This window comes from Actinacidiphila sp. bgisy144 (genome assembly GCF_057708105.1).
Genome location: NZ_JBYIRM010000009.1, coordinates 130,754 through 142,954 on the forward strand (window position 1 = coordinate 130,754; position 12,201 = coordinate 142,954).

A 12,201-nucleotide genomic window follows, 5' to 3' on the forward strand; every position below is an offset into this window, starting at 1 on the left:
GCCGCCGCCACGCGCCCCCGTGCGCCCCGCCCCCGGCCCGGCACACCGCCCCCGCCGGGCGCGAAGCGGAACCACCCAGCTCACCGCGCCGCCCCGCCCGCCCGACCTCCGTGAACTCCCCGCGTCAAGAGGCCGGTCGGTGTGAGTAACGTGATGATCCACCATGGTTGGGGTGAGGGTGCCGTGTGGGCCCGGTGCGCCGGATGGCGTGAATGCGACGCTCCGACGCATGGCAACGATGTCAGGTATCCGTCAACGCGTAAAGGATTCATAAGGGGTCGGTGAGGCACAGGTATACGCCAGCGGTCCGATCGGGCCGCAGCCGGGCAGGTCCCGGCACCAGGTCACGCCCAAGGAGATCCACCTTGCGCATACCGTCCCTCAGACGCGGCGCCCTCGCCGCGCTCACCACTGCCGCGCTCGCCGCGCTGGGGCTCCAAGTGCCCCTGGCGGCAACGGCATCGGCCGCGCCGACGGCCACCAAGTCCCACACCGACGTGGTCCACTCGTGCGGCACCGCGAAGCCCGGCGCGTTCTCCTGCTTCGCGCTGCGGCGCACCGACGTCTCCGCCAAGAAGGGCGTCCAGCCCTTCGCCACCACCCCGGCCGGCTTCGGCCCGGGCGACCTGCAAAGCGCCTACGCCCTGCCCGCCGACGGCGGCGCGGGCCAGACCGTCGCGATCGTCGACGCGTACGACGACCCGAACGCCGCGGCCGACTTGGCCGTCTACCGCGACCAGTTCGGGCTGCCGGCGTGCACCGTGGACAGCGGCTGCTTCACCAAGGTCAGCCAGCGCGGCAACACCGACGACCTGCCCTCCCCCGACTCGGGCTGGGCCGGCGAGATCTCCCTCGACATCGACATGGTCTCCGCTGTCGCGCCGAACGCCCACATCCTGCTCGTCGAGGCGGACTCGGCGAACTTCGAGGACCTGGGCGCCGCGGTGGACGAGGCGGTCGCCCTCGGCGCGAAGTACGTCTCCAACTCCTACGGCACCGGCTACGACTCCTCACCGGGCAGCGGTGAGGACCCGTCCGAGCTGACGTCGATGGACCCGTACTACAACCACCCGGGCGTGGCGGTCGTGGCCTCCTCCGGCGACGGCGACTACGGGGTGAGCTACCCCGCCGCCTCGCAGTACGTCACCTCCGTCGGCGGCACCGCGCTGGCCAAGGACACCGGCACCACCCGCGGCTGGTCCGAGTCGGTGTGGCACAACGCCTACGGCGGCCCGGGCTCGGGCTGCTCGGTCTACGAGCCCAAGCCCGCCTTCCAGACCGACACCGCGTGCGCCAACCGCACGGTCGCCGACGTCTCCGCGGTCGCCGACCCGGAGACCGGCGTCTCGGTCTACCAGACCTACGGCGGCGGCGGCTGGTCGGTGTACGGCGGCACCAGCGCGTCGTCCCCGATCATCGCGGGCGTCTACGCGTCGGCCGGTACCCCCGCGGCCGACACATACCCCAACGCCTACCCCTACGCCCAGACCGGCGCGCTCAACGACGTGACCAGCGGCAACAACGGCAGCTGCTCCCCGGCCGCGCTGTGCACCGCCGGCGCCGGCTACGACGGCCCGACCGGGCTCGGCACGCCCAACGGCCTGGATGCCTTCCGCAGCGGCCCGCACGGCGTGATCACCGGCAAGGTCACCGACCACGCCACCGGCGACCCGATCTCCGGCGCCACCGTCAAGGCCGGTGACCACAGCGCCACTTCCGGCGCGGACGGCACCTACAAGCTCGACATCCCGCCGGGCTCCTACGACCTGACGGCCGCCGCCTACGGCTACTCGACCGGCTCGGCGAGCAGCGTGCAGCTCGACGACGGGGGCACCGTCACCCAGTCCTTCGCGCTGGACGCGGTGCCGCAGCAGACCGTCTCCGGCAAGGTCACCGACGGCTCCGGCCACGGCTGGCCGCTCTACGCGAAGATCACCGCGGCCGGGGTGCCCGGCGGCCCGGTCTTCACCGACCCGACCACCGGCGACTTCTCGCTGACGCTGCCGCAGAACAGCAGCTACACCCTGCACATCACCGCGGACTACCCCGGCTACAAGGCCGTGGACAAGACGGTCACGGTGGGCACCTCCGACCTGACCGCGAACGTGTCGGTGCCGGTCGACCCCTCCTCCACCGACGCGCCGGGCTACTCCGTCTCGCTGAGCGGCTCGACCGAGCCCTTCACCTCGACCGACGGCCCGCCGGACGGCTGGACCGTCACCAAGGCCGACGGCACCGTGGGCGGCTGGTCGTTCGCCAACGAGGGCGGCCGCACCAACGCCACCGGCGGTGACGGCAACTTCGCCATCGTCGACAGCGACCACCTCGGCCAGGCCAACAGCCAGGACACCTCGCTGGTCTCGCCGCCCCAGGACTTCAGCACGGCCACCGGCCCGCTGCTGGCCTTCGACACCGACTACAAGTCGTACAGCAACTCCGTGGCCGACGTGGACGTCACCACCGACGGCGGCAGCACCTGGTCCAACGTGTGGCACAAGACCACCACCGCCGCCAACGGCCACATCGAGGTGTCCCTGGCCGACTACGCCGGCAAGAGCGGTGTCCAGGTGCGCTTCCACTACACCGGCAGCTGGGCCTACTGGTGGGAGCTGGACAACGTCTTCATCGGCCAGCGCAGCTACGACCCGGTGGCCGGCGGCATCGTGGTCGGCAACGTCACCGACGCCAACACCGGCAGCGGTGTCAACGGCGCCACCGTCACCAGCGGCGACGCCCCCGACGACCACACCACCACCGTGGCCACGCCGGACGACCCGAACGTCGGCGACGGCTTCTACTGGCTGTTCTCGCACAAGACCGGCAAGCACCCGCTGACGGCGGCCGCCTCGCACTACACCTCGGCCACCGCCACCGCCAACGTCCCCTCCAACGGCACGGTGGACCGCGATCTGACCCTCAAGGCCGGGCAGTTGAGCGTCACCCCGGCCTCGATCGCCAAGACCGCGGCGTGGGGCGCGAGCGCCACGCAGAAGGTCACCGTGAAGAACACCGGCAGCGCGCCGGCCACCGTCACGCTGGGCGAGACCCCGGGCGGCGCCACCGTGCAGGCCGCGGGCGCCCCGCTCAACCTGATCAAGGGCGACTACTCGCCGCTGGCGCTCGCGAAGCACTCCGGCTCCGCGGCCAAGCCCGGTGCGGACAAGGCCGGTTCGGGCAAGACGACCGACTCCGCCAAGGCGACCGCGGCGCAGGGTGCGGCCGGCGACGCCTGGCAGCCGGTCCCCGACCTCCCGGTGGCCACCGGCGACAACACCGTCGACGCCTGGCAGGGCACCGTCTACTCGGCGTTCGGCTTCACCGGCGCCGCCGACACCAGCGACCTGTACGCCTACAGCGCGGACAGCGGCGCGTGGACGAAGCTGGCCCCGGCCGCCGACACCCGCGAGTCGCCCGCGCACGGCATCATCGACGGCAAGCTCTACGCCGCCGGCGGCTGGGGCCCCACCGGCGACCCGGACACCAAGCTGGAGATCTACGACATCGCCTCCAACACCTGGTCCACCGGCGCCAACTCGCCCAAGCCGTACGCCGGTTCGGGCACGGCGGTGCTCGACGGCAAGCTGTACTCGGTCGGCGGCTGCACCGCCACCGCCTGCGGCGAGAGCGACGTGACCGTGTACGACCCGTCCAGCGACTCCTGGTCGACGGCCGCGTCCTACCCGATTCCGGTGTCCTGGGAGTCCTGCGGCGGCATCGCGGGCAAGCTGTACTGCTCCGGCGGCACCACCGACGCCGGCAGCATCAGCTCCGCCTACGTCTACGACCCGGCGACGGACTCCTGGTCGCCGATCGCCGACCAGCCCACCGACGCGTGGGGCTCCTCCTACGCGGCGGCCAACGGCCTGCTGCTGGTCGAGGGCGGCGCCGTCAACGACAGCGCGGCACTGACCAACCAGACCTGGGCGTACGACCCGAGCGCGGACTCCTGGACCGCGCTGCCCAACGCCAACTCCTCGCTCTACCGCGGCGGCGGCTCGGCCGGCTTCTACGCCGTCGGCGGCCTGGTCGGCAGCACCCCCGACGGCACCGCCGAGGTGCTGCCCGGGTACGACCAGACCGGCTCCTCGGACGTCACCTGGCTGTCGGAGAGCACCGACACCCTGACGGTGGCGCCGGGCGCGAGCGCGAACCTCACCGTCACGCTCGACGCGTCGGCACCGGAGATCACCCAACCCGGCGTCTACACCGCCTCGTTGAGCCTCACCACCGACACCCCCTACCGGCTCGCGCCGATCGGTGTCGCCTTCACCGTCAAGCCCCCGGCCACCTGGGGGAAGATCGCCGGCACCGTCACCGCCTCCGGCGGCGGCCCGCTGGCCGGGGCGACCGTCCAGATCGACACCTGGGCGACGCACTACACCCTGAAGACCGCCAAGGACGGGACGTACGCGCTCTGGCTCGACGTGCGCAACAACCCGCTCCAGCTGATCGTGGCCAAGGACGGCTACCAGCCGACCGTGACCACCGTGAAGATCAAGAAGGGCGCCACCACGACGGCGGACTTCGCGCTGCTGAAGGACTGAGCAGACCGCCGCTGATTCGGTAGAAGGCCGGGGGCGGGTGCCGCGAGTTCTCGCGGTACCCGCCCCCGGCCCCTTTCGTCGGCGGTGCACCGACATGAGTTGACGGAATGTCAGATCGACGTCAGCTCGGCAGGGTCCAGCTCTGCGCGGCCGTGCCGTTGCAGTCCCAGATCTGCAACTGGGTGCCGTCGGCCGTCGTGGCGTTCGGGTCGTCCAGGCAGCGCCCGGACTCCGGGTTGACCAGCGAGCCGTTCGCGCCGGGCAGCCAGCGCTGCGCGCCGGTGCCGTTGCACTGCCACAGCTGCACCAGTGTGCCGGCGGCGGTGCCGCTGCCGCTCACGTCCAGGCAGCCGCCGAGCGCGCGCAGCGTGCCGCCCGCGCCGGGCACGGCCGTCCACTTCTGCGCGCCGGTGCCGTTGCAGCCCCACAGCTGCACATGCGTGCCGTTGGCCGTACCGGAGTTGGCGACGTCCAGGCACTTGCCCGCGATGCCGGCGTCGACCGGGCCGGTGACGGTCTGGCCGGCGGCGGCGAGCGCGGACTCCACCAGCGCGGCCGCCCCGTTCATCCCGGCCTCGTTCGGGTGGTACTGCGAACGGCCGGCCGCGGGTGTGTACGTCTCCACCCACGGCACGGAGGCGCACGCGTCGTGGCCGTGGCTGGCGGCGGCCAGGTCCACCAGCGTGGCGCCGGTCGCCGAGGCGGCGGTCGCCGTCGCGGCGGCGAGCCGGGTCGCGATGCTGCGCTCGTAGGCGGCCTGGTCGGAGGTGAGCGGCACCCCGGTGCACACCCCGGAGTCCGGCAGGATGGTGAAGTAGTTGACGAAGAGCACCTTCGCCTGCGGCGCGGTGGCGTGGATGGCGGTGACCACGTTCTCCAGCCGCCCGGCCAGCACCCCGAAGGTCGAGTCGATGGACGCCTGGTCGACGCTGCCGCAGTTCGAACCGCCGCTGGTCTGGCAGGAGTAGGCGTCGATGCTGCCCAGGTAGTCCACGTCGTTGCCGCCGATGGTGACGGTGACGAGCTTGGTGGCGCTGGTGACCGCGTCGACCTGCGGCGGCTGCCCGGCCTGGTCGGTGGTGAGCACGTTCGCCGTGGTCGCCCCGCTGCACGAGACGTCGGTGAGGTTCGCGCCGATGTCCCGCGCCACCACGCTCGCGTAGTTGTTCTGCGACCGGGCGCAGGCCGACGCGCCGGTGCTGGTCTGGGTCGGCGGGATGCCCGGCCCCGCGGCGAACGAGCTGCCCATCGACACGTAGTCCAGTCCCGCGGTGCCCGCCGCCGCGGCCACCGCCCGGCCCGCCGACGGCGTCGCCGACGTGCCGGCGAACGCGGCGGGCGCGAGGAACACCGCCGTCGCCGCCAGGGCCGCGGCGATACCGGCGGGCATCCACACCCGCCGGTACCCGGCCGCCGCCCTTCCGTTCTCCTGAGAAGTTCCCATGCCACCTCCAACCGTGGGGAGCCGCGGTGCCGCGGCTCCGAGGACCTGCACGCTTGCGCGCTGTGCTGTGTGCGGCTGAACTCGCCGCGCACCGGGGCACGTCGGGCACCCGGTGCGCGGGAGAAGGGTGGGCGGCCGTCAGCCGCCGAGGGTGATCTCCACCGTGTGGTGCCCGGTGGCGCCGGCCGGCAGCAGCGGCGCGGCGCGGCGGCCGTCCACCGTGCAGGCGCGCACCCGGGCGCCGGCGCCCTTGAGCACCACGTCCACGGTCGCCGCGCGGTACGGCAGCCCGCGCAGCGTGGCCGGTCCCCAGCCGGCCGGCAGCGTCGGCGAAAGGCGCAGGCCCTGCTCGGTGCAGTCCACCCCGAACAGCCCGGCGAGGATCATCCGCAGGTAGCCGGTCGCCGACCACGCCTGGTCCGGCTGCGAGGTGAAGTGGCTCTGGGTGCCGTCCCCGCCGGTCTGCCAACCGCCGTCCACGGCACCGGAGTTCGAGTCGTACAGCTCGTAGAAGCTGTTGCCGCTGCCCTGCACGAGGGCGGCCAGTTCCCGCACGGCCCGGGCGAAGAGGTCCACCTGCCCGGCGACGGCGGCGGCGTGCCCGAACATCGAGTGGACCATCGGCCAGACGGTGACGTTGTGGCGGCCGGGTTTGGCATCGCTGAAGCGGTCGAAGTGCGGCCACACGTTCACGATGCCGTGCGGCTGCCAGTGCGCACCGGCCACCACCTGCGCCGCCCTGGCGGCGTCGGCCACCCCCAGCAGCACCGCGAACGCCAGGCCCGCGCCCTCCTGGGAGGTGTCCAGCCGGCCCGACAGCGCGTCCCCGCCGTGCACGAAGTACCCGTACGTGCCCGCGTCCGCGCGCCACAGGTGCGTGTCGATCGCGGCCCGTACGGCCCCTGCGGCAGCCCGGTGCGCGGCGGCCTCGGAGGGGTGCCCGAGCGCCTGCGCCATGTCGCCGGCCGCGCGGTGGGCGCCGTAGTAGAGGCAGTTGGTGGACAGGCACATCAACTCGTCGGTGTGCGGGTAGTCCAGCACGAACGAGGAGTCGACGCCGGCGGTCCACGGCGGGGCCGGGTAGCCGGCGATGCCGTCGTTCATGAACGACGGGCCCCGGTAGAGGCCGAGGGCGGTGTCGAAGTTCTTCGCCCGGCGGATCGCGAGCGTGCCTGCGGCCGTGCGGTAGGCGTCGGCGAGGAACTCCCGGTCGCCGGTGACCAGGTAGTGGTGCCAGGCGCCGAGCACCCAGACCACCTGGTCCCACCACTGGTTGTCCTGCTGCACCACCAGGCCGTCGTCGCCGCGGTCCACCACGGCCCACAGCGTGTTGCGGCCGATCACCGGCGCGAGCAGGCTCGTCGCGTTCCAGGCGTTGACCGCCGCGTCGCGCGTCCACCGCTGCGGCGAGGGGTAGCCGCCGCCGGCCCGCACGAACGACCCGCTGGGATAGGTCACCAGCCCGGCGGCGTCATAGGTGGCCGGGTCGGCGTAGGCGGTGTTGATGCCGAACAGGTCGGTCAGCGCCGACTCGTAGGCGGTGCCCAGCAGTTGCTGGGTCGCGGTGTCGCCGAAGGCCACCTCCGGCAGGGTGTACCCGATCCGCCCGCCGCCGCTGCCGGCCGAAGTGCCGCTGCGCGCCGGGGAGTCGGCGTGTGCCTGCACGGTGCCGAGGCCGCCGAGGCCGGCCGCGGCGAGCGCGCCCGCCACCACCCCGGTGCCGGCCGTGCCCAGAACGCCGCGTCTGGTGGGGTGCGCCGCCTCGGGCGGCGCTCCGCGTCCCGGTTCCCGCGCCCACGTACCCGACTCCATGGCGTCCACTCCTCTCGCCTCCGGGTGCGCGGCAGCGGCGCCCGGTCGGCGTGCCGGAACGTGACCAGTGTTGGCAACGTTGTCAAAGTGTCACCGTGGAAGCTAGCAGCCCGCGTTGACACCCGCCAAGGGGTCCGGCAGCACCGCTGCGCACCCAGGGCCCGGCGGCCGGGCCCCGGCCGCGCCGGCTACTTGTTGCTGTGCACCGGCCCGACCCGCAGGTTCTGGACCGAGGAGCCGACGCACTCCTGCTTGTTCCAGGGCAGGTCCAGCGACGCCTTCTGGTTGGGCGGGTAGACCCGCAGGGCCGGCACAGAGGTCAGGTCGCACTGGGCGGCGGAGTAGCCCGCCTGGCCGTTGACGGTGACGACGTCGGCGTAGGCGTGCGCGTTCGGGATCAGGGTGACCCGGGTGGCGGGGGTGTCGGCGGTGCGCTGGGCGGCCTTGCCGAGCTGGGTGCCACCGGACTTCACGAAGGACACCCCGGGGTAGCCGGACAGGGTGCAGGGCGAGGAGCCGGTGTTCTGGAAGACGATCTGGAAACCGGTGCTGCCGGCGCCGTTGGAGAAGTTCGCGGTGGTCGCCTTGAGCTGGCTGGTGGCGCAGCCGGCCACGGTGGTGCCGGCCGACGCGGTGGCGCCGCCCGTACCGCTGCCGCCGCTCGACCCGCTCGACCCGCTCGTGCCGCCGCTGCCGCTCGTGCCGGTGCCGCCGCCGGTGGTGGCCGGGTTCGCGGTGCCGTCCGCCGAGTCGTCGTTGGGCACGGTGGCCGTCCCGGACGGCGCCGAGGCGGTGGCGGAGGACGAGGCCGAGGAGGAGTCGGACGCGTTGCTGTCGTCGGGCCCGCAGGCCGCGAGCGCGAGGCCGGCGGTGGCGAGCATGACGACGAGGGTTCCGGTCCTGACGGTCCTGGTGCGCATGGCCCTTGCCCTTTCCTGTGCGGTCACTGAGGCTCGTGTGTGCCTCTGTGCTGATCGTGTACCCACAGATTCGCCATGTCAGCAGCCGTCCGGGTCCTGTTACCCCGCAGGGACACAACGGGTCACCCGCCGCGACATTCCTCCGACGAACGCCACGCATACCGTCCGACCGGGCACCACCGGCAGCACCCGGCAGCCTCGGCACCGGCAACGCCATCGGCAACGGGCGGCCACCGCGTCCGTACGCGGTGGCCGCCCGTCGTGGCAGCCGGGGACCCAGCGGGTCCGTCAGACGTTGAAGCCCAGCGCGCGCAGCTGCTCGCGGCCGTCGTCGGTGATCTTGTCCGGGCCCCACGGCGGCATCCAGACCCAGTTGATCTTCAGTTCGCGGACGATGCCCTCGGTCGCGGTGGTCGCCTGCTCCTCGATGACGTCGGTCAGCGGGCAGGCCGCCGAGGTGAGCGTCATGTCGAGCGTGGCGACGTTGGTGTCGTCGATGTGGATGCCGTAGATCAGGCCGAGGTTGACCACGTCGATCCCCAGTTCGGGGTCGACGACGTCGTAGAGCGCCTCGCGCACCTCCTCCTCGGAGGCCGGGGTGGTGCTCAGGCCGTTGGGCACCGCGGGGGACACAGCGTTGTCGGTCATGCGGGCTTCCCTTCAGCCAGCGCTTGGGCGGTGGCGTCCTTCCATGCCATCCAGCTCAGCAGGGCGCACTTCACGCGCGCCGGGTACTTGGAGACGCCGGCGAACGCGACCGCGTCCTCCAGCACCTCCTCCATCGCGTCGTCCGGCTCGATCCGGCCGCGGGACTGCATCAGCTCCAGGAAGGTCTCCTGGATCTTCTGCGCCTCGGTGATCTCCTTGCCGACCAGCAGTTCGTTGAGCACCGAGGCACTGGCCTGGCTGATCGAGCAGCCCTGCCCCTCGTACGAGATGTCCCCGATCACGGAGCCGTCCAGCCGCACCCGCAAGGTGACCTCGTCCCCGCAGGTGGGGTTGACGTGGTGCACCTCCGCCTGGCCGTCGCGCAGGCCGCGGCCGTGCGGGTGCTTGTAGTGGTCCAGGATCACGTCCTGGTACATCGAGTCGAGTTTCACAGCAGCACCGCCATCAGCCGAAGAAGTTCCGGACCTGCTCCAAGCCCTCGACCAGGGCGTCGACCTCGGCCGGGGTGGAGTACAGATAGAACGACGCCCGGGTGGTCGCAGGAATTCCGTACCGCAGGCACACCGGGCGGGCGCAGTGGTGGCCGACCCGGACCGCGATGCCCTGCTCGTCCAGAACCTGGCCGACGTCGTGCGGGTGGATGTCGCCGAGCGTGAAGGAGATCGAGGCGCCGCGGTCCTCGCCCGTGGTCGGGCCGATGATCCGCAGGTCCGGCACCTCCCGCAGCCGGGCGAGCGCGTACTCGGTGATCGCGTGCTCGTGGGCGGCGACGTTCTCCATGCCGAGGGCGTTGAGGTAGTCCACCGCCGCGCCCAGGCCCACCGCCTGCGCGATCGGCGGAGTGCCGGCCTCGAACTTGTGCGGCGCGGGCGCGTAGGTGGAGGAGTGCATCGAGACGGTCTCGATCATCTCGCCGCCGCCGAGGAAGGGCGGCAGGTCCTCCAGCAGCTCCTGGCGGCCCCACAGCACGCCGATGCCGGTCGGGCCGAGCATCTTGTGGCCGGTGAAGGCGACGAAGTCCGCGCCGAGCGCCTGGACGTCCAGCGGCATGTGCGGGGCGGCCTGCGAGGCGTCGATCAGGACCAGCGCGCCGACCTGCTGGGCGCGGCGGACGATCGCCTCGACCGGGTTCACGGTGCCGAGGATGTTGGAGACCAGCACGAAGGAGACGATCTTCGTCTTCTCGGTGATGACCTGCTCGATGTCCGACAGGTCCAGCCGGCCGTCGTCGGTGAGGCCGAACCACTTCAGCTTCGCGCCGGTGCGCTGCGACAGCAGCTGCCACGGCACGATGTTGGAGTGGTGCTCCATCTCCGTGATGACGATCTCGGTGTCGCTGTCCACGCGGTAGGGCTCGTCGGCCCAGCCGAGCATGTTCGCCACGAGGTTCAGCGACTCCGAGGCGTTCTTGGTGAAGATCACCTCGTCGCGGCTGGGTGCGTTGACGAAGGCGGCGATCTTGTCGCGGGCACCCTCGTACAGCGCGGTGGCCTCCTCGGCGAGCACGTGGACGCCGCGGTGCACGTTGGCGTTGGACTGCTCGTAGTAGGCGCTGAGGGCGTCCAGCACCTGGCGGGGCTTCTGCGAGGTGGCCGCGTTGTCGAGGTAGACCAGGCGGCGGCCGTCGTGGACCTGGCGGTCCAGGATCGGGAAGTCCTTGCGGATCGCCTCGGTGTCGAGGAGGCCGGCCGGCACCCTGCCGATCGACGAGGGGGAAGTCACGCGGCAGCGCCACCCTTCACGTAGGACTCGTAGCCCTCTTCCTCCAGCTTGTCGGCGAGCTCGGCGCCACCGGACTCCACGATCCGGCCGGCCGAGAAGACGTGCACGAAGTCGGGCTTGATGTAGCGCAGGATGCGCGTGTAGTGCGTGATCAGCAGGGTGCCGACCTCGCCCTGCTCGCGGACCCGGTTGACGCCTTCGGAGACGATCCGCAGGGCGTCCACGTCGAGGCCGGAGTCGGTCTCGTCGAGGATCGCGACCTTGGGCTTGAGCAGTTCGAGCTGGAGGATCTCGTGGCGCTTCTTCTCACCGCCGGAGAAGCCCTCGTTGACGTTGCGCTCGGCGAAGGAGGGGTCCATGTGCAGGTGCTCCATGGTCTCCTTCACCTCCTTGACCCAGGTGCGGAGCTTGGGGGCCTCGCCGCGGATGGCGGTGGCGGAGGTGCGCAGGAAGTTGGAGACCGAGACCCCGGGGATCTCGACCGGGTACTGCATGGCGAGGAAGACGCCGGCCCGGGCCCGCTCGTCGACGGTCATCGCCAGCACGTCCTCGCCGTCGAGGGTGACGCTGCCGCCGGTGACGGTGTACTTGGGGTGCCCGGCCAGGGAGTAGGCCAGGGTGGACTTGCCGGAGCCGTTGGGGCCCATGATGGCGTGGGTCTCGCCCTGTTTCACCGTGAGGTCGACGCCCTTGAGGATCTCCTTGGTGGCGTTGTCGGCTTCGACGGTGACGTGCAGGTCGCGGATTTCAAGCGTGGCCATGGGTGACTCAGGACTCCTGGGTGACGGAGACGAGCACGTCGTCCCCAACGATCTTGACGGGGTATACGGGAACGGGCCGGGTGGCGGGCAGCCCGGAGGGCTTGCCGGTACGCAGGTCGAAGCTGGAGCCGTGCAGCCAGCACTCGATCTGGCAGTCCTCGACCTCGCCCTCGGAGAGCGAGACGTTGGCGTGCGAGCAGATGTCGTTGATCGCGAACACCTCGCCCTCGGTGCGGACCACCGAGACGGGCACGCCGTCGATCTCGACGCGGTGCGGGGTGTCGTCGGTCAGCTCGCTGAGCGCGCAGGCGCGGGTGAAGGGCACGGTG

Annotated in this window: 9 protein-coding genes; 1 reads left to right on the forward strand and 8 read right to left on the reverse strand. The window is 71.9% G+C overall.

All coding sequences use genetic code 11. The features are described 5' to 3' along the window. Nucleotides 1–365 precede the first annotated feature (365 nt). Nucleotides 366–4,544 (forward strand): carboxypeptidase regulatory-like domain-containing protein, encoded by a 4,179-nt coding sequence (locus AC3EVP_RS13410; protein WP_435129669.1) that lies wholly within the window; start codon nt 366–368, stop codon nt 4,542–4,544. Between the two features lie 121 nt (nt 4,545–4,665). On the opposite strand, the gene AC3EVP_RS13415 is transcribed toward AC3EVP_RS13410, so the two are convergent. The 8 genes from AC3EVP_RS13415 to AC3EVP_RS13450 all read right to left on the reverse strand — a co-directional run bounded on the left by AC3EVP_RS13415 (nt 4,666) and on the right by AC3EVP_RS13450 (nt 12,197). Further along, on the reverse strand, nt 4,666–5,988 hold the full coding sequence (locus AC3EVP_RS13415; RefSeq protein ID WP_335973430.1) for a ricin-type beta-trefoil lectin domain protein: 1,323 nt from the start codon (nt 5,986–5,988) through the stop codon (nt 4,666–4,668). A 138-nt stretch (nt 5,989–6,126) separates the two neighbouring features. Continuing rightward, nucleotides 6,127–7,800 carry an MGH1-like glycoside hydrolase domain-containing protein gene (locus AC3EVP_RS13420; RefSeq protein ID WP_435129673.1) on the reverse strand — a complete coding sequence of 558 codons (1,674 nt, stop codon included), beginning with the start codon at nt 7,798–7,800 and terminating at the stop codon, nt 6,127–6,129. Nucleotides 7,801–7,988: 188 nt separating this feature from the next. Continuing rightward, nucleotides 7,989–8,720, reverse strand: coding sequence for a DUF4232 domain-containing protein (locus tag AC3EVP_RS13425; RefSeq protein ID WP_435129676.1), 732 nt, complete (start codon nt 8,718–8,720; stop codon nt 7,989–7,991). Between the two features lie 288 nt (nt 8,721–9,008). Continuing rightward, nucleotides 9,009–9,368: a metal-sulfur cluster assembly factor gene (locus tag AC3EVP_RS13430; RefSeq protein WP_335973444.1), complete on the reverse strand. Its 360-nt coding sequence runs from the start codon at nt 9,366–9,368 to the stop codon at nt 9,009–9,011. Then, nucleotides 9,365–9,820: a Fe-S cluster assembly sulfur transfer protein SufU gene (sufU, locus tag AC3EVP_RS13435; RefSeq protein ID WP_335973447.1), complete on the reverse strand. Its 456-nt coding sequence runs from the start codon at nt 9,818–9,820 to the stop codon at nt 9,365–9,367. The genes AC3EVP_RS13430 and sufU overlap by 4 nt, the downstream gene beginning before the upstream one ends. A gap of 13 nt (nt 9,821–9,833) precedes the next feature. Further along, complete coding sequence (locus AC3EVP_RS13440) at nt 9,834–11,084, reverse strand: cysteine desulfurase (RefSeq protein WP_435129808.1); 1,251 nt, start codon at nt 11,082–11,084, stop codon at nt 9,834–9,836. Nucleotides 11,085–11,107: 23 nt separating this feature from the next. Further along, nucleotides 11,108–11,872, reverse strand: coding sequence for a Fe-S cluster assembly ATPase SufC (gene sufC, locus AC3EVP_RS13445; protein ID WP_335973450.1), 765 nt, complete (start codon nt 11,870–11,872; stop codon nt 11,108–11,110). Between the two features lie 7 nt (nt 11,873–11,879). Continuing rightward, complete coding sequence (locus AC3EVP_RS13450; RefSeq protein WP_335974141.1) at nt 11,880–12,197, reverse strand: non-heme iron oxygenase ferredoxin subunit; 318 nt, start codon at nt 12,195–12,197, stop codon at nt 11,880–11,882. Nucleotides 12,198–12,201: the final 4 nt, after the last annotated feature.

Coding starts and splice junctions, on each gene's coding strand:
- AC3EVP_RS13415 (WP_335973430.1), bottom strand. CDS start 5,988: ATGGGAACTTCTCAGGAGAACGGAAGGGCGGCGGCCGGGTACCGGCGG.
- AC3EVP_RS13425 (WP_435129676.1), bottom strand. CDS start 8,720: ATGCGCACCAGGACCGTCAGGACCGGAACCCTCGTCGTCATGCTCGCC.
- AC3EVP_RS13430 (WP_335973444.1), bottom strand. CDS start 9,368: ATGACCGACAACGCTGTGTCCCCCGCGGTGCCCAACGGCCTGAGCACC.
- sufC (WP_335973450.1), bottom strand. CDS start 11,872: ATGGCCACGCTTGAAATCCGCGACCTGCACGTCACCGTCGAAGCCGAC.
- AC3EVP_RS13420 (WP_435129673.1), bottom strand. CDS start 7,800: ATGGAGTCGGGTACGTGGGCGCGGGAACCGGGACGCGGAGCGCCGCCC.